General features: G+C 71.9%; 15 protein-coding genes. 10 read left to right on the top strand and 5 right to left on the bottom strand.

The features are described 5' to 3' along the window. Window position 1: 1 nt before the first annotated feature. The gene (locus V7E45_RS07515) at window positions 2-1,027 is read right to left on the bottom strand and encodes a 4-hydroxy-3-methylbut-2-enyl diphosphate reductase (protein ID WP_333773298.1); all 1,026 of its coding nucleotides are present in this window, start codon (window positions 1,025-1,027) and stop codon (window positions 2-4) included. A 285-nt stretch (window positions 1,028-1,312) separates the two neighbouring features. Between V7E45_RS07515 and xseA the strand changes: the two genes are divergently transcribed. From xseA to V7E45_RS07500, 3 genes are all read left to right on the top strand, one after another. Further along, window positions 1,313-2,530, top strand: a complete 1,218-nt coding sequence (gene xseA / locus V7E45_RS07510; protein ID WP_333773297.1) for an exodeoxyribonuclease VII large subunit — start codon at window positions 1,313-1,315, stop codon at window positions 2,528-2,530. Window positions 2,531-2,539: 9 nt separating this feature from the next. After that, window positions 2,540-2,764 carry an exodeoxyribonuclease VII small subunit gene (locus V7E45_RS07505; RefSeq protein WP_333773296.1) on the top strand — a complete coding sequence of 75 codons (225 nt, stop codon included), beginning with the start codon at window positions 2,540-2,542 and terminating at the stop codon, window positions 2,762-2,764. A gap of 108 nt (window positions 2,765-2,872) precedes the next feature. Further along, window positions 2,873-3,463, top strand: a complete 591-nt coding sequence (locus tag V7E45_RS07500; RefSeq protein ID WP_333773295.1) for a malonic semialdehyde reductase — start codon at window positions 2,873-2,875, stop codon at window positions 3,461-3,463. Window positions 3,464-3,592: 129 nt separating this feature from the next. Here V7E45_RS07500 and V7E45_RS07495 read toward each other — a convergent pair whose 3' ends face one another. Then, window positions 3,593-4,117: a DUF4245 domain-containing protein gene (locus tag V7E45_RS07495; protein ID WP_333773294.1), complete on the bottom strand. Its 525-nt coding sequence runs from the start codon at window positions 4,115-4,117 to the stop codon at window positions 3,593-3,595. A 127-nt stretch (window positions 4,118-4,244) separates the two neighbouring features. On the opposite strand from V7E45_RS07495, the gene glpX reads away from it, so the two are divergent. Further along, window positions 4,245-5,279, top strand: coding sequence for a class II fructose-bisphosphatase (gene glpX / locus V7E45_RS07490; RefSeq protein WP_317445151.1), 1,035 nt, complete (start codon window positions 4,245-4,247; stop codon window positions 5,277-5,279). Window positions 5,280-5,377: 98 nt separating this feature from the next. Here glpX and V7E45_RS07485 read toward each other — a convergent pair whose 3' ends face one another. After that, the gene (locus V7E45_RS07485; protein WP_319147745.1) at window positions 5,378-5,752 is read right to left on the bottom strand and encodes a WhiB family transcriptional regulator; all 375 of its coding nucleotides are present in this window, start codon (window positions 5,750-5,752) and stop codon (window positions 5,378-5,380) included. Between the two features lie 175 nt (window positions 5,753-5,927). Beyond that, entirely contained in the window at window positions 5,928-6,629 is a 702-nt protein-coding gene (locus tag V7E45_RS07480) for a DUF1707 SHOCT-like domain-containing protein (protein ID WP_333773293.1), read from the bottom strand. 237 nt (window positions 6,630-6,866) lie between these two features. Here V7E45_RS07480 and V7E45_RS07475 point away from each other — a divergent pair, with 237 nt between their 5' ends. From V7E45_RS07475 to V7E45_RS07460, 4 genes are all read left to right on the top strand, one after another. Then, window positions 6,867-8,537, top strand: a complete 1,671-nt coding sequence (locus tag V7E45_RS07475; protein WP_333773292.1) for a fumarate hydratase — start codon at window positions 6,867-6,869, stop codon at window positions 8,535-8,537. A gap of 228 nt (window positions 8,538-8,765) precedes the next feature. Beyond that, complete coding sequence (locus V7E45_RS07470; RefSeq protein ID WP_333773291.1) at window positions 8,766-10,169, top strand: class II fumarate hydratase; 1,404 nt, start codon at window positions 8,766-8,768, stop codon at window positions 10,167-10,169. Between the two features lie 68 nt (window positions 10,170-10,237). After that, window positions 10,238-10,945: a cytidylyl-2-hydroxypropylphosphonate hydrolase gene (gene fomD, locus V7E45_RS07465; protein ID WP_333773290.1), complete on the top strand. Its 708-nt coding sequence runs from the start codon at window positions 10,238-10,240 to the stop codon at window positions 10,943-10,945. Window positions 10,946-11,240: 295 nt separating this feature from the next. Beyond that, complete coding sequence (locus V7E45_RS07460) at window positions 11,241-13,370, top strand: SpoIIE family protein phosphatase (protein WP_333773289.1); 2,130 nt, start codon at window positions 11,241-11,243, stop codon at window positions 13,368-13,370. 290 nt (window positions 13,371-13,660) lie between these two features. Here the strand turns inward: V7E45_RS07460 and V7E45_RS07455 are convergent, their stop codons facing one another. Further along, window positions 13,661-15,976, bottom strand: coding sequence for a transglycosylase domain-containing protein (locus tag V7E45_RS07455; protein WP_333773288.1), 2,316 nt, complete (start codon window positions 15,974-15,976; stop codon window positions 13,661-13,663). A 217-nt stretch (window positions 15,977-16,193) separates the two neighbouring features. On the opposite strand from V7E45_RS07455, the gene V7E45_RS07450 reads away from it, so the two are divergent. Together V7E45_RS07450 and V7E45_RS07445 are read left to right on the top strand one after the other, a co-directional pair. Continuing rightward, window positions 16,194-17,129, top strand: a complete 936-nt coding sequence (locus tag V7E45_RS07450; RefSeq protein WP_333773287.1) for an SPFH domain-containing protein — start codon at window positions 16,194-16,196, stop codon at window positions 17,127-17,129. Next, window positions 17,126-17,389, top strand: coding sequence for a hypothetical protein (locus V7E45_RS07445; RefSeq protein ID WP_333773286.1), 264 nt, complete (start codon window positions 17,126-17,128; stop codon window positions 17,387-17,389). The genes V7E45_RS07450 and V7E45_RS07445 overlap by 4 nt, the downstream gene beginning before the upstream one ends. The last annotated feature ends 73 nt before the right edge of the window (window positions 17,390-17,462 follow it).

The raw sequence follows: 17,462 nt of genomic DNA, 5'->3' as shown, positions 1-17,462 counted from the left end.
GTCACCCGGCGGCGGTGTCCGAGGGGCCGGAACCGCCGCGCTCGGCGACCAGGGCGGTGGCCTCGTCGCGCAGGTCGCGGCGGAGCTCCTTGGGCAGCGAGAAGGTGATGGACTCCTCGGCCGCCTTGACGATCTCGACGTCGCCGTAGCCGCGCTCGGTGAGCCACTGAAGGACCTGCTCGACCAGGACCTCGGGGACGGAGGCGCCGGAGGTGACACCGACCGTGGTGACGCCCTCGAGCCAGGCCTCGTCGATCTCGTCGGCGAAGTCCACCAGGTAGGCCGCGCGGGCGCCGGCGAGCTTGGCGACCTCGACCAGCCGCTTGGAGTTCGACGAGTTGCGCGAGCCGACCACGATCACCAGCTCGGCCTCGGCGCCCATCTGCTTGACGGCGAGCTGGCGGTTCTGGGTGGCGTAGCAGATGTCGTCGCTGGGCGGGGAGACGAGGCCGGGGAACTTCGTCTTCAGGGCGTCGACGGTCTCCATGGTCTCGTCCACGGAGAGGGTGGTCTGGGACAGCCAGACGACCTTCGAGGGGTCGCGCACCTCGACCTTGGCGACGTCCTCGGGGCCGTCCACGAGCTGGATGTGGTCGGGGGCCTCGCCGGAGGTGCCGATGACCTCCTCGTGGCCCTCGTGCCCGATCAGGAGGATGTCGTAGTCGTCGTTGGCGTACCGGACGGCTTCCTTGTGGACCTTGGTGACCAGCGGGCAGGTGGCGTCGATGGTGGCGAGCCGGCCCACCCGGGCCTCCTCATGCACCACCGGCGCGACGCCGTGCGCCGAGAACATCACGATGTTCCCGGGCGGCACCTCCTCGGTCCGCTCGACGAAGACGGCGCCCTTCTTCTCCAGGGTCTGCACGACGTACTTGTTGTGGACGATCTCGTGCCGGACGTAGATCGGGGCCCCGTACTGCTCCAGGGCCTTCTCGACGGCGATCACGGCGCGGTCCACACCGGCGCAGTAGCCACGGGGGGCGGCGAGCAGGACACGGCGGCCAGACGAAGCGGTCATGCCACCCATCGTAAGGGTGCGTGCGCGGGCTCCGGATCGCGTGCCCCCGCGGTGGTGGGAGACCGGTGCGCATGTCCGGCACCGGCACGCAGGCGCACGCAGGCGCTCCCCCCGGGGACCGGCACCGGCCGCGCGGCGGCCTCGGCCCGCGGGACCCGGTGGTCCGCGGGCTGCTGTGCGACGCGCCCCGGTTCGGACGCCGGGCTGGTGGTGCCCGCGGCTGCGCGGACGCCCGGCCCCGTCGGGCGGCTGGGGTCACCGGCGTTTGTCGGTACCGCCCACTACGCTCGCGGCATGGCTGTGAACACGTCGCCCGAAACGCCTCTGCCCGTCGGTGAGGTATCCCGGCTGATCGGGAGCTGGATCGACCGGCTCGGCGCGGTGTGGGTCGAGGGGCAGATCACGCAGTTGTCGCGGCGGCCGGGCGCGGGGGTGGTGTTCCTGACCCTGCGGGACCCCTCGCGCGACGTGTCCGTCGGCGTGACCTGCTACCGGCAGGTGTTCGACGCCGTGGCCGACGTCGTCGGCGAGGGTGCCCGGGTCGTGGTGCTGGCGAAACCGGAGTGGTACGCCCCGCGCGGGCAGCTGTCGCTGCGGGCCGCGGAGATACGGCCGGTGGGCGTCGGCGAGCTGCTGGCCCGTCTGGAGCAGCTGAAGAAGGCGCTGGCGGCCGAGGGGCTGTTCGCGCCGGAACGCAAGAAGCCGCTGCCGTTCCTGCCGCAGCTGGTCGGGCTGGTGTGCGGCCGTGCCTCCGCCGCGGAGCGGGACGTGCTGGAGAACGCCCGGCACCGCTGGCCCGCCGTCCGCTTCGAGGTGCGCAACGTCGCCGTGCAGGGCGTGCACGCCGTCCCGCAGGTCGTCCAGGCGGTCAAGGAGCTGGACGCGATGGAGGACGTGGACGTCATCGTCGTCGCCCGGGGCGGCGGCAGCGTGGAGGATCTGCTGCCCTTCTCCGACGAGCAGCTGGTGCGGGCCGTGGCGCAGTGCCGTACGCCGGTGGTCTCCGCGATCGGGCACGAGCCGGACAACCCGTTGCTGGACCACGTCGCCGACCTGCGCGCTTCCACGCCGACCGACGCGGCCAAGAAGGTGGTGCCGGACGTGGGCGAGGAGTTCGAGCGGGTGCGGCTGCTCCGGGACCGGGCCCGGCGGTGTGTGCACGCGGCCGTGGAGCGGGAGGAGCGGGGTCTGGCGCACGCGCTGGCCCGGCCGTCGATGGAGGATCCGCACCGGATGCTCGACGAGCGCGGGGACCACGTGGCCTCGCTGCTGGCCCGCGGCCGGCGCACCCTCGGGCACCTGCTGGACCGCGCCGACTCGGAGCTGACCCACACGCACGCGCGCGTGGTCGCCCTCTCCCCCGCCGCCACGCTGCGGCGCGGCTACGCGGTGCTGCAGAAGGCGGACGGGCACGTGGTGCGCGACCCGGCCGAGGTGGAGGACGGCGAGACGCTGCGCGCGCGGGTCGCCGAGGGCGAGTTCCCTGTCCGTGTCGATGTCGTCGATGTCTAGGGTGAGTGGATGACCAGCAAGGTGGATGAGGCGCTCTCGTACGAGCAGGCGCGGGACGAGTTGATCGAGGTCGTGCGGCGGCTGGAGGCCGGCGGTACGACGCTGGAGGAGTCCCTGGCCCTGTGGGAGCGCGGCGAGGAGCTGGCGAAGGTGTGCCGGCGGTGGCTGGAGGGTGCCCGGGCCCGGCTGGACGCGGCCCTCGCCGAGGAGGAGTCCGGCGAGAAGGAGGAGTGAGCCGTCACACAGAGCGTTTGTTGAAGGTTGAACATCTTTGGTGTAAGCTCCTCGCCGTAAGCCGGTCCGGCGCTGCCCGGACCGGACGCGCGTACGAGGAAGTCCCGCATGTCTCTCGTTCTTGACCCCACCGCCCAGGACCTGCTGTTCCGCGAGGCCCGCACCGCGAACACCTTCACCGACGAGCCGGTGACCGAGGAGCAGGTCCGGGCGATCTACGACCTGGTCAAGTACGGCCCGACCGCCTTCAACCAGTCGCCGCTGCGCATCACCCTGGTCCGGTCCGCCGAGGCCCGCGAGCGCCTGGTGCGGCACATGGCCGAGGGCAACCGGCCGAAGACCGCCACCGCCCCGCTGGTCGCGATCCTCTCCGCGGACAACGAGTTCCACGAGGAGCTGCCGACCCTGTTCCCGCACTTCCCGGCCGCCAAGGACCTCTTCTTCTCCGAGCGTCCGGTCCGCGAGAGCGCCGCCGGCATGAACGCCGCCCTCCAGGCCGCGTACTTCATCATCGGCGTCCGCGCCGCCGGCCTGGCCGCCGGACCCATGACCGGCCTCGACTTCGCCGGCGTCCAGAAGGAGTTCCTGGACGACGACCACACCCCGCTGATGGTCGTCAACATCGGCCGCCCGGGCCCGGACGCCTGGCACCCGCGCTCCCCGCGCCTGGCCTACGACGACGTCGTCACGACCGTCTGAGCCGCCCCGCGCACGCGAAGAGGCCCCCGGCACCGCCGGGGGCCTCTTCGCGTCGTCCGCGTGCGCCGGGCCCGCTTCCCCCCCGCCCGGGTCCGCCCGGGTCCGCCCGGGTCCGCCCGCGCGAGCGGTTCAGCCCATCTTCAGCGCCGCCGCCATCTTCGTCAGCCGGTCGAAGGAGGCGGTGCCGGCCACCACCGTCGTGGAGCCCGGGGTGCCCTCCAGGACCAGCGCGTCATAGCGGCCGCCGGTGTAGCGGGTCCAGGTGCGGCCGCCGATCCGCTCGGTCCGCTCGGTGGCCGAGCCGCCCTGGCTGGCCTGGTCGATGAAGTCGGACCGCTTCTGAGCGGACTGCTCGACCTGCACGTACTGGCCCTCGGGATCCTGGAAGCCCAGGTGCCAGCGGTCGGACTCCTCGCCCTGGAAGCGTACGGAGGTCGCTTTCCAGGTACTCGGCAGACCTTCCGGTGCCGCCACCGGATAACTCGCGGCACGCCGTGCCGTGAGCAGCTCGACCCGGTAGTCGACCCGCTTGATGTCGGGAGCGTGATCGTCGTGCGGGACGAGGAGATAGATGAACCCCGCCGCCAACCCGATGAGGCCCAGGGAGAGGATCATGTCCCGGACCGTCTTCTGCCTACCGTTCGAACCTGCCACGCCCTCTATGGTCGCAGGTGTCCAGAGCGCTCATCCGTGGGGTCCCCTGCTCATTTTGTCTGCCCAACGATAGAGTCGGCCTCAAGACCCTCATCCGGCCGTCGTCGTATCAGAAAGGTGCGCTCCGATGACCGAGCATCATCACTTGCCGTCCGAGCTTGACGTCCCCTCCGAGGCCCCCGATCGCAACCTCGCTCTGGAACTCGTCCGGGTGACCGAAGCCGCCGCGATGGCCGCGGGCCGCTGGGTCGGGCGCGGCGACAAGAACGGCGCCGACGGCGCCGCCGTGCGCGCCATGCGAACCCTCGTCTCCACCGTCTCGATGAACGGCGTCGTCGTCATCGGCGAGGGCGAGAAGGACGAGGCCCCGATGCTCTTCAACGGAGAGCAGGTCGGCGACGGCACCGGGCCCGAGGTGGACATCGCCGTCGACCCGATCGACGGCACCACCCTGACGGCCAAGGGCATGCCCAACGCCATCGCCGTCCTGGCCGCCGCCGAGCGCGGCGCCATGTTCGACCCGTCCGCCGTGTTCTACATGGACAAACTGGTCACCGGCCCCGAGGCCGCGGACTTCGTCGACATCAACGCGCCCGTGTCGGTCAACATCCGCCGGGTCGCCAAGGCCAAGCGCCGCACGCCCGAGGACGTCACGGTCGTCATCCTCGACCGGCCCCGGCACGAAGGCATCATCAAGGAGATCCGGGAGACCGGCGCCCGCATCAAGCTGATCTCCGACGGTGACGTCGCCGGCTCCATCCTGGCGCTGCGCGAGGGCACCGGCATCGACCTGCTGCTCGGGATCGGCGGCACCCCCGAGGGCATCATCTCGGCCTGCGCGGTCAAGTGCCTGGGCGGCACCATCCAGGGCAAGCTGTGGCCGAAGGACGAGGAGGAGCGGGCCCGGGCCGTCGACGCCGGGCACGACCTGGACAAGGTGCTCACCACGGAGGACCTGGTCACCGGCGAGAACGTGTTCTTCGTCGCCACCGGCATCACGGACGGCGAGCTGATGCGCGGCGTCCGGTACCGGTCCGAGACCGCCACCACCGACTCGATCGTGATGCGCTCGAAGTCCGGCACGGTACGGCGGATCGACTCCGAGCACCGGCTGAGCAAGCTGCGGGCCTACAGCGCGATCGACTTCGACCGGGCGAAGTAGCACCCGGATCCGGTTCCGGGCCGGGCCCGGGAAGACCGATGGGCGCCCTCCGTGCGGGGAGGGCGCCCATCGTCGTGTCCAAGGGCCTGTTGGGGCCCTTACCCCGCTATGCGGTTCGCCGTCGCCCGTGCCGCCTTCTTCAGCTCCACCTCGCGCCTGCGCCGCCGCGCCAGGACCACCCGGCGCTCCGCCGCCGTCAGGCCGCCCCAGACGCCGTAGGGCTCGGGCTGCAGCAGGGCGTGCTCGCGGCACTCGACCATGACGGGACAGCGCGCGCAGACGCGCTTGGCCGCCTCCTCACGGGACAGGCGGGCTGCCGTCGGCTCCTTCGACGGAGCGAAGAACAGGCCGGCCTCGTCACGCCGGCACACCGCCTCGGTGTGCCAGGGCGCGTCTTGGTCCCGGTCGCGCGCTGGCACCCGCTGGGCCGGAACGGCAGCTACCTGCAGGGACGAATGCGGCGGTTGCAGCACGGGTCTACTCCTGACGACGGCTTCGCGAGTGAGCGACGATGCAGCAAGGCCTACCCGCTGTGCGCGCGCCTATGCACTGCGTTCCCGACCGCAGGCGCGCGGCGGCTTGTTCGCGCCCCCGCGCGCTCGCGACCGCCGGGCGCGGCCCGCGCGGCCACCGGCGGATTCACGAGCGTCAACGACCGAGGTGTTTGCGCAGCTTCCTGTCGACCTTGTCCTGGACACGGTCGAGGATGTCCGCCACCCGCTTGCCGCGCCGGGGGCGTGCCTCGACGTTGCCCAGCACGGCCCACCCGTCGACGTAGACCACCGGAGCGTCGGACTCGACCGAGTCCAGCGTGTCCACTTCGAAGTTGCCCAGCACGCCGCCGCCGGTGCCGCGCAGCGACACGTTCTCCGGAACCCGGATCTGCACGTCCCCGAAGACCGAGACCGCCTTGATCACCACCTGCTGGTACTCGAAGATCGCCTCGCTGAGGTCGATCTCGACGCTGCCGAACACCGCGTAGGCGTGCAGCCGGCGCCCCGCGCGCCAGCGGCCCCTGCGGGAGGCGGCACTGAGCACGGCCACCACGTTCGCGTCGGCCTCGGCCGGGACGGCGCCGGGCGTGGGCCGGGACGGCACCGGGGTGTAGGCGGGGGCGGCGGCCCGCTGGTGGGCCGCGGGCAGATCGCGGATGAAGACCTCGAGCTCGCCGACCGTCTTGGCGTGCAGCACCGCCTCGACCCGCTCGGCGTGCTCGTCGGCGGTCAGCCGGCCCTCGGCCAGGGCCTCGCGGAGGATGTCGGCGACGCGGTCACGGTCGGCGTCCGAGGCGCGCAGCTCGGCGAGACGCGGGGCCGTGTCCTGGGCAGGGGCGTGCTTCTGAAGGTCCACGACGGCAGCGTACCGAAACGCGATAGATCGCGACTAGGGGTCCGGGCGACCCGCGTGTCCCCACCACGCGTTTCCGCCACGCGCCCCCGCCCCGTCCCTGCCCCGCACGCCCCGGGTTCCCGATGCGTCCGGAACTGAGCCTTACCTCACAGGTTCCGCGCGGACGGCAGGTTCTAGGCTGGTGAGGCCCGCCGACGTCGACGGGCAGCCGTCCGTCACAGTGAGGAATGGGCTGAGATGCCTGAGTTCGCGTACACCGATCTGCTCCCCCAGGGCGAGGACACCACCCCCTACCGGCTGGTGACCTCGGAGGGCGTGTCCACCGTCGAGGGACCGGACGGCCGGACGTTCCTCAAGGTGGAGCCGGAGGCGCTGCGCAAGCTGGCCGAGGAGGCCGTCCACGACATCCAGCACTACCTGCGCCCGGCCCACCTGGCGCAGCTGCGCCGCATCATCGACGACCCCGAGGCGTCGGCCAACGACAAGTTCGTCGCCCTGGACCTGCTGAAGAACGCGAACATCGCGGCCGCCGGCGTGCTCCCCATGTGCCAGGACACCGGCACCGCGATCGTGATGGGCAAGCGCGGCCAGAACGTGCTGACCGAGGGCGGCGACGAGGCGGCGCTGAGCCGCGGCATCTACGACGCGTACCTGAACCTCAACCTGCGCTACTCGCAGATGGCTCCGCTCACCATGTGGGAGGAGAAGAACACCGGCTCCAACCTGCCGGCCCAGATCGAGCTGTACGCGACCGACGGCGGCGCCTACAAGTTCCTGTTCATGGCCAAGGGCGGCGGCTCGGCCAACAAGTCCTTCCTGTACCAGGAGACGAAGGCCGTCCTGAACGAGGCCTCCATGATGAAGTTCCTGGAGGAGAAGATCCGTTCGCTGGGCACGGCCGCCTGCCCGCCCTACCACCTGGCGATCGTCGTCGGCGGCACGAGCGCCGAGTTCGCGCTGAAGACCGCGAAGTACGCCTCCGCGCACTACCTGGACGAGATCCCGGCGGAGGGTTCGGAACTCGGCCACGGCTTCCGGGACAAGGAGCTGGAGGAGAAGGTCTTCGAGCTGACCCAGAGGATCGGCATCGGCGCCCAGTTCGGCGGCAAGTACTTCTGCCACGACGTCCGCGTGGTCCGCCTCCCCCGGCACGGCGCCTCCTGCCCGGTCGCCATCGCCGTCTCCTGCTCGGCCGACCGCCAGGCCGTCGCGAAGATCACGGCCGAGGGTGTCTTCCTGGAGCAACTGGAGACCGACCCGGCGCGCTTCCTGCCGGAGACCACGGACGAGCACCTGGACGAGTCGTCCGACGTGGTGCGGATCGACCTGAACCAGCCGATGGACACGATCCTGGCCGAGCTGACGAAGTACCCGGTCAAGACCCGCCTGTCGCTGACCGGCCCGCTGGTCGTGGCCCGCGACATCGCGCACGCCAAGATCAAGGAGCGGCTGGACGCGGGCGAGGAGATGCCGCAGTACCTGAAGGACCACCCCGTGTACTACGCGGGCCCGGCGAAGACCCCCGAGGGCTACGCCTCCGGTTCCTTCGGCCCGACGACGGCCGGCCGCATGGACTCCTACGTGGAGCAGTTCCAGGCGGCGGGCGGCTCGAAGGTGATGCTCGCCAAGGGCAACCGCTCCAAGCAGGTCACCGACGCGTGCGACGCGCACGGCGGCTTCTACCTCGGCTCCATCGGCGGCCCGGCCGCCCGCCTCGCCCAGGACTGCATCAAGAAGGTCGAGGTCGTCGAGTACGAGGAGCTCGGCATGGAGGCGGTCTGGAAGATCGAGGTCGAGGACTTCCCGGCGTTCATCGTCGTCGACGACAAGGGAAACGACTTCTTCCAGGATCCCGCCCCTCAGCCGACCTTCACCACGATCCCGGTACGGGGCCCGGGTCTGGGCTGACTCCGGTGACGGCCGCCGCCCCGTGCCCCCCGGCGACCGGCCGGGGCCACGGGGCGGCGGGCGTCCGTCCTGAGCGGCCGCCGAACCGTCTCGCGCGGCCGCGAACCGCCCCGGGCCGCCGCCGAGGTGACCGGGCGTCAGGCCCCCCGCGCACCCGACTCGCGCAGCCCGCCTGCCGCGGGAACACCCGGGGCCTCGGCGATGCTGTCCTTCAGGGAGGTGTCGCAGATGACAGACGACCAGACCGGCGCCGGGTACCGGATCGAGCACGACTCCATGGGCGAGGTGCGGGTGCCCGCCCATGCCAAGTGGCGGGCGCAGACACAGCGTGCCGTCGAGAACTTCCCGGTGTCCGGGCAGCGGCTGGAGCGGGCCCACATCGAGGCCCTCGCCCGGATCAAGGCGGCCGCCGCGAAGGTGAACGCCGAGCTGGGGGTGCTGGACAAGGACGTCGCGGAGGCGATCCAGGAGGCGGCCGGGGAGGTCGCCGAGGGCCGGTGGGACGAGCACTTCCCGGTGGACGTGTTCCAGACCGGGTCCGGGACCTCGTCCAACATGAACACCAACGAGGTCGTCGCGACCCTCGCCGGTGAGCGGCTCGGCCGGGACGTGCACCCCAACGACCACGTCAACGCCTCGCAGTCGTCCAACGACGTCTTCCCGTCGTCCATCCACATCGCCGCGACCGCCGCCGTCACCCACGACCTGATCCCGGCGCTCGAGCACCTCGCCGCCTCCCTCGGCCGCAAGGCGGAGGAGTTCGCGGACGTGGTGAAGTCAGGGCGGACGCACCTGATGGACGCCACCCCGGTGACGCTGGGGCAGGAGTTCGGCGGGTACGCGGCCCAGGTGCGCCACGGCGTCGAGCGGCTGCGCGCCTCGCTGCCCCGGCTGGCCGAGCTGCCGCTGGGCGGGACGGCCGTGGGGACGGGGATCAACACGCCGCCCGGGTTCTCGGCCGCGGTGATCCGGGAGGTCGCGCGGACCACCGGGCTGCCGCTCACCGAGGCCCGGGACCACTTCGAGGCCCAGGGCGCCCGGGACGGCATCGTGGAGACCAGCGGGCAGCTCAGGACCATCGCGGTGGGCCTGACGAAGATCGCCAACGACCTGCGGTGGATGGCGTCGGGGCCGCGCACCGGGCTGGCCGAGATCCGGCTGCCCGACCTCCAGCCGGGTTCGTCCATCATGCCGGGCAAGGTCAACCCGGTGATCCCCGAGGCGGTGCTCATGGTGGCCGCCCAGGTGATCGGCAACGACGCCACCATCGCCACCGCCGGCGCCTCCGGGAACTTCGAGCTGAACGTCATGCTGCCGGTCATCGCCAAGAACGTGCTGGAGTCCGTGCGGCTGCTCGCCTCCGTCTCCCGGCTGCTGGCCGACCGGACCGTCGACGGCATCACCGCCGACCGCGAACGGGCCCGCGAGTACGCCGAGTCCTCGCCCTCGGTGGTGACCCCGCTGAACAAGTACATCGGCTACGAGGAAGCGGCCAAGGTCGCCAAGCGGTCGCTGGCCGAGCGCAGGACGATCCGCGAAGTGGTCCTGGAGGGCGGGTACGTGGAGCGCGGGGACCTCACCCTGGAGCAGCTCGACGAGGCGCTGGACGTCCTGCGGATGACCCACCCCTGACGACGGCTCGGCCGCGGACCGTGACGGGCGCCGCAGCGTCGTGTGCCTACGGCACCTAATATCTGTCCATGGCGGACGACGGAGCGACGAGACGAGCGGCACGGGTGCCGGCACCAGCACCGGCACCCCCGGCGTACTGGACCCCCGGGACCGGGATCCTGTGGCGGTACCGGGCGAACGGCTCGGCGCGCTTCCACATCGCCCGGCCCGTCACCGTCGTCCGGGACGACGCGGAACTGCTCGCGGTGTGGATGGCGCCCGGCACCGAGTGCGTGAAGCCGGTGCTGGCCGACGGCAGGGCCGTGCACCTGGAGCCGCTGGAGACCCGCTACACCACGCCGCGCACGGTGCAGCGGGACCGGTGGTTCGGCACCGGGGTGCTGAAACTGGCCAGGCCCGGCCGGCCCTGGTCGGTGTGGCTGTTCTGGGACCCGGGCTGGCGGTTCAAGAACTGGTACGTCAACCTTGAGCAGCCGTTGTCCCGTTGGGAGGGTGGCGTGGACTCCGAGGACTACTTCCTGGACATCGCGGTCCATCCGGACCGCCGCTGGAACTGGCTGGACGAGGACGAGTTCGCGCAGGCCCAGCGGGACGGGCTGATGGACGAGCGGACCGCCGGGCGGGTGCGGGCGGCGGGCCGGAACGCGGTGGAGGTGATCGACGCGTGGGGCACGCCGTTCTCGGACGGCTGGGAGGACTGGCGCCCCGACCCCTCCTGGGGGGTACCGTCACTCCCTGAGGACTGGGACCGTACACCCGCTCACATGTCCTCATGAGACCCTTGATGCGCCCCCGGTCCACAACCGTAGGATCGTCCTCCGCAAGGGCGCTTCAGTACAACTACCGGAGCATGTGCCGGGTCTGACCATACGTCACCGAGGGGCGGCAGGACGTGAGCGAGGGGTACGAGGGCAACACCACCGCGGGACCGCACGGGATCGCCGGTGGCACAGGCACGACCTCTGACCGCGCGGGAATTCCGTTCCTGGGGCACGTATTCCGGGTATCGGCATTTCGGCGGGACTATCTGCGCGCCCGGCGCGCAGCCCCGGACGGACGGATTCGACACGCGTGACGGAGCAGCCCACCTCCTCCTACGAGCGCCCGCAGCCGGGCGTCGACCCCGCGGAAGCCCGCGGGGCGCTGCTGCGTACCCCGGCACCGCTCGGCAACCCGGCCTTACCCGCCCAGGCGGCGCGCGCGGACGGCACACCCACCGGTCCGGGGACGAGCGCTCCCCGCGGCAAGGGGAACAAGGGGAAGGAGCCCCCAGTCAACGGCCCGGAGCACTCCCAGCCCGCCACCGCCGAGACGATGGGCACGGCTCCCGCGCGAGCGAGTTCGAGCGTGGGGGAGCACCGTCCTCGTCCCGTGCCGGAGGCCATCCCGGCGCAGCCCGCCTCCGAGCAGGAGCGGACGCCGGGCGGTCAGGAACGCCGTACCGGGCGGGGTCTGCCGCCGGGGCGGCCGATGCCGATGCGGCGCGACGGCGACCGGCTCAGGTTCGTGGGCGCCGCCACCCGGCGGATCGCCCGCGGCATCGACCTGGACGAGATCGTGATGGGTCTGTGCCGGGCCACGGTGCCGACGTTCTCGGACGCGATCCTGGTCTATCTGCGCGACCCGCTGCCGGTCGGTGACGAGCGGCCCACCGGTCCGGTGGTGCTGCGGCTGCGCCGGACCGACCGGATACCGGACGAACGGGACACCGAGGGTCTGTCGCTGCCGCCGTTCCCGGAACCGGAGCCGGACTCCTCGGCGCTCTCGGAGCTGTCGTCGCTGACGACCGAGCTGTGCGAGGTGCGGCCCGGCGGCGCGCTGAACGAGGTGCTGCGCGGGGTGCGGCCGGTGTTCGCCGACGCGCCCGCCGCCCGGGCCGCGCTGCCCGAGCTGCTCGGCGAGGGCGGTGAGGCGGTCGTACCGGGCGGGCAGCACGCGATCCTCGCGCCGCTGCGCGGCCGGCGCCGGGTGATCGGCGCGGCGCTGTTCCTGCGCCGTCCGGAGCGGCTCGCCTTCGAGGCGGACGACCTGCTGGTGGCCGCCCAGCTCGCCACGCACAGCGCGCTCGGCATCGACAAGGCGGTGCTGTACGGCCGGGAGGCCTACATCGCCGACGAGCTGCAGCGCACGATGCTGCCGGAGACCCTGCCCCGTCCGACCGGGGTGCGGCTGGCCTCGCGCTATCTTCCGGCGGCGGAGACCGCGCGGGTGGGCGGCGACTGGTACGACGCGATCCCGCTGCCCGGCAGCCGGGTGGCGCTGGTGGTCGGTGACGTCATGGGGCACTCCATGACCTCGGCGGCGATCATGGGCCAGCTGCGCACGACGGCCCAGACGCTCGCCGGGCTCGACCTGCCGCCGCAGGAGGTGCTGCACCACCTCGACGAGCAGGCGCAGCGGCTGGGCACCGACCGCATGGCGACCTGTCTGTACGCGGTCTACGACCCGGTCACGCACCGCATCACGATCGCCAACGCGGGTCATCCGCCGCCCGTCCTGCTGCACCTGGGCGGTCGGGCGGAGGTGCTGCGGGTGCCGCCGGGCGCGCCGATCGGTGTGGGCGGGGTCGACTTCGAGGCGGTGGAGCTGGACGCGCCGGCCGGGGCCACCCTGCTGCTGTACACCGACGGCCTGGTGGAGTCCCGGCTGCGGGACGTGTGGACCGGGATAGAGCAGCTGCGCGAGCGGCTCGCGGCCACCGCCCAGTTGACCGGCCCCGACCACCCGCCGCCGCTGGAGGCGCTGTGCGACGAGGTGCTGGACATGCTCGGTCCGGGCGACCGGGACGACGACATCGCGCTGCTCGCGGCCCGCTTCCACGGGATCGCGCCGAGCGATGTGGCGTACTGGACCCTGGAGCCGGAGGTCTCGGCCCCGGGTCAGGCCCGCCGGCTGGCCCGGCGCGCGCTGGCCCGCTGGGACATGGAGGACCTGACGGACTCGGTGGAGCTGCTGGTCAGTGAGGTGGTGACGAACGCCGTGCGGTACGCGTCGCGGCCGGTCACGCTGCGGCTGCTGCGGACCGACGTGCTGCGCTGCGAGGTCGGTGACGATGTGCCGCAGCTGCCGCGGCTGCGGCAGGCGCGGGCCACGGACGAGGGCGGCCGCGGGCTGTACCTGGTCAACAAGCTGGCCCGGCGCTGGGGTGCGACGCGGCTGAGCACCGGCAAGGTGGTCTGGTTCGAGCTGAACCGGGGCTGAGCGCGGGAAAGGGGGGGGCCGCGGGGGGGGGGCCCCCGCCCCGGGGGGGGGGGGGCCCCGCGCGCGCGGCGCGGGGGCCGCCGGGGGGGGGGGGTGGGGGGGGGCGGGGGGGCGCCCCCCCCCCCCCCCCCCCTTTCGCTCGTGGTCCGCCGGCCGAGGTCGCCGGCGCCGTCGGGATCGAGCGGGCCGTCCGTGACGCCGTCCGTCGGCTGTCCCTGCCGGCGACGCCATGGGGAAGGGCGCCCGGCGGACCGGGCGCCCTTCCCCGTGCGCTGCTCCTGTCCGGGCTGCTACCCGGCCGCCGGGTCGAGCGGGTTCTGCGGCGAGATGTCCGCGGTCGGTGGCTCCGAACTCGGGGTCTGGGACGGTGTCTGGCTGGACGGTGACTGGCTCGGCGTCCGGCTCGGCGTCTGACTGGGCGTCCGGCTCGGCGACTGGGACGCCGACGGCGAGCTGGAGGACGGCGTGCTGGACGGCGTCTCGGACGGGCTCCGGGTGGGGCTCGGCGTGTCCGTCGGCTGGACGGCCGCGCCCTGGGTGGTGTCCAGGTCGAAGGTGGCCCTGTGGGTGACGCCGAAGGTGTACGCCGCCCAGATCTGCGCCGGGTAGCCGCCGCCGTTGATGCGGCCGGGCGGTGGGAGCAGACCGGTCGCGCCCTGGAGGGACTCGTGGGCGTGGGGGGGCTTGGGATTCTCACCGAACAGGCCCACCGAGGTGACCAGGTCGGGGGTGTAGCCGGTGAACCAGGCGGACCGGTTCTTGTCGGAGGTACCGGTCTTGCCCGCCACCTGCTGGCCGTCGCGCAGCGGGTTCGCGGCCACGGACACCCTGGCCGTACCGTCGTCGACCACGCCGGTCAGTACGGAGGTCACCGTGTCGGCGGCCGTGCGGCTGAGGACCTGCTCGCCGATCGGGTCGGGCATCCGGACCGAGCGGTCCTTCTGCTCGGCCGTCTTCACGACGGACGGGGTGACCTTGCGGCCGTGGTGGTCGAACGTGGCGTAGATCCCGGCCATCTCCAGGGGGCTGGCGCCCATCGAGCCGAGGGTCTGCGCGGGCACCGCCTGCATGCCCTCGGTGTCCATGCCGAGCTGCTTGGCCGTGTCCATCACCTTGGTCATGCCGACGTCGACGCCCATCTGCGCGAAGACGGAGTTGACGGACTTGTTCATGGCCTGCTGGACGGTGATGGGGCCGTAGTCGACGTGGTCCTCGTTGGGCGGGCCGAAGCCGACCTTGCTGCCGTGGTCGAGGACCTGGCGGCCGCTGGTGCCGTCGTAGACGGTCCCGGCGTTGATGGGCTTGCCGGTCTGCGTCGTGGCGTTCTGCTCCAGCGCGGCGGCGAGGATCACCGGCTTGAAGGTGGAGGCGGGCTGGTAGTCGCGGCGGGTGGCGTTGTTGTAGTAGTGCTTGAAGTAGTCCTGGCCGCCGTAGAGGGCGACGATGTGGCCCGTCTTCGGGTCCACCGACACGGCGCCGGCCTGGACGTTGCCGTCGACCTTGCGCTTCTTCGGGGCGAGCTTGCTGGTGAGCTGCGACTTGATCGCCTGCTCCAGCGCCTTCTGCCGCTTCTTGTCGATGTTCAGGGTGATGGTCCAGCCGCGGTCCACCACGGCGGCCTCGGCCTGGGACCGGGACATGCCCTCGTCGCTCATCAGCCGCTGTTCGAGCTGCTGGTTGGCGAGCTGGACCAGGTAGCCCTTCTGTCCTTCTTCACCCGGCGTGCCCTTGGGGTCTTCGGGGATGGCGTCGGCGAACTTCATGTTCTGGCGCTCGGTGGGGTCCAGCCACTTCTGCTTGACCATGTTGTCCAGGACGTAGTTCCAGCGCTCCTGCACCAGCCGCTTGCCCACGGGTCCGGCGACCGTCCAGTCGTACTGGCTGGGTGCCTGGAGCAGGGCGGCGAGGTAGGCGCCCTTCTGGACGGTGAGCTTGCTCGCGTCGGTGCGGTAGTAGGCCTGCGCGGCGGCCTGGATGCCGTAGGCGTTGCGGCCGTAGTAGCTGGTGTTGATGTAGCCCGCGAGGATCTGCTCCTTGGTCAGACGGCGGTCCACCTTCAGGGAGATGACCATCTCCTTGAGCTTGCGGGTGACCGTCTGGTCCTGGTTGAGGTAGTAGTTCTTGACGTACTGCTGGGTGATCGTCGAGCCGCCCTGGGTGCCGTGGCCGCTGACCGTGTTGAACAGGCCCCGGGCCAGGCCCTTCACGTCGATTCCGGAGTCGTGGTAGAAGGTCTTGTTCTCCGCCGCGACGAAGGTGTGCTGGACCGGCTTGGGCACCTTGGCGAGGTCGACACTCTCGCGGTTGACCGTGCCGACGCGGGCCAGGACCGAGCCGTCGCTGTACTTGTAGATGTTGCTCTGCTGCCGGGCGGCGGCGTTGCCCTTGGGCACGTCGACGAGCATGTACAGCACGACGAAGCCGCCGATGCCGAGCAGGCACAGCCCCAGGAACGTGCCGAGCATCTTCTTCCAGGTGAACAGCCTGCGTATTCGGCCCTTGGCGGGCCTGGCGCCGGCCGTGGGCGCGGCGACGGACTGGGAACGCCTGGGTGCCGCGCGGTGGCCCCCGCGCTGTCGCGCACGTCTCTCTTCCGCTCGTCCCATGAGTCCCTACGCTCCGCTTCCGTCGTGAGGTCAGCTCCGAAAGCTAACACCCGTCTATATGACAAAGGGCGTCCGATCCGCTCTTTTGCGGACGTGACAATCAGCACCCGACCCCAAGGGAACCGACGGCTGGGGAGGGCACTGGGTTGCTTGACAAGCAAAAGTGATATCACTTAGCTAGAAGCACGATAGACGTTCCGAGACGGGGGGACCCATCATGTCCGCACACGACGCGTCCGCGACGGCCGACGTACCCGAGATGCCCGCACCCCGCGTGCGGGAGTTCCCGGCGCACAGCATCGGCGGCGGGCTCGCCCTGCTGCTCGGCCTGCTGGGGCTCGGCGTCGCCGCCGCCCTGTTCGCCGCCGGGTCCTCGGCCGACACCGGGGGCGCCGAGGGCGGGTTCGTCGCCGGCGGCTTCCTGGTCTTCCTCGCCGCGGTCATCGCGATGCGCGGCCTGAACACGGTCGCGCCCGGGGAGGCGCGTGTGGTCCAGCTGTTCGGCCGGTACCGGGGCACGATCCGGCAGGACGGCCTGCGCTGGGTGAACCCCTTCACCTCGCGCACCCGCGTCTCCACCCGGGTGCGCAACCACGAGACCGCGGTGCTGAAGGTCAACGACGCCTACGGCAACCCGATCGAGCTGGCCGCGGTCGTGGTGTGGAAGGTCCAGGACACCGCGCAGGCCACCTTCGAGGTGGACGACTTCGCCGAGTTCGTCGCCACCCAGACCGAGACCGCGGTCCGGCACATCGCCATCGAGTACCCCTACGACGCCCACGAGGAGGACGGCCTCTCGCTGCGCGGCAACGCCGAGGAGATCACCGAGAAGCTGGCCGTGGAACTCCAGGCGCGCGTGGAGGCGGCCGGGGTGAGCGTCATCGAGTCGCGGTTCACGCATCTCGCGTACGCTCCCGAGATCGCCTCGGCGATGCTCCAGCGCCAGCAGGCCGGCGCGGTCGTAGCGGCCCGGCGGCAGATCGTGGACGGCGCGGTCGGCATGGTGGAGGCCGCGCTCGCCCGGATCGCGGAGCGGGACATCGTGGAGCTGGACGACGAACGGAAGGCGGCGATGGTGTCCAACCTGATGGTGGTGCTGTGCGGCGACCGGGCCCCGCAGCCCGTGCTGAACACCGGGACGCTCTACCAGTGACGACTCCCCCCGAGGGCCCGGTCGAGGGCGCCCCCGCCAGCCCGGCCCCGCGGCGCCGGCCTCAGCAGCGCAAGCAGGTGCTGCTGAGGCTCGACCCGCAGGTGTACGAGGCCCTGGCGCGCTGGGCCGGGGACGAGCTGCGGTCGGCCAACGCCCAGATCGAGTTCCTGCTGCGCAAGGCGCTGGCCGACGCCGGGCGGCTGCCGAAGGACACCGGTCCGCTGCCGCGGCGGGGCCGGCCGCCTGTCGCAGAACCGTGACAATCGCGCCCCACCTGCACCGTCGTACCGGCCACACTCCCCGCGCACACCCCACGCCACGGGCTACACACTC

Origin of the sequence: Streptomyces sp. IBSBF 3136, from assembly GCF_036815105.1 — a bacterium.
Classification (GTDB): domain Bacteria; phylum Actinomycetota; class Actinomycetes; order Streptomycetales; family Streptomycetaceae; genus Streptomyces.
Note: the sequence above shows the minus strand (reverse complement) of the source record. Positions and strands in the feature narration are given on the sequence as shown.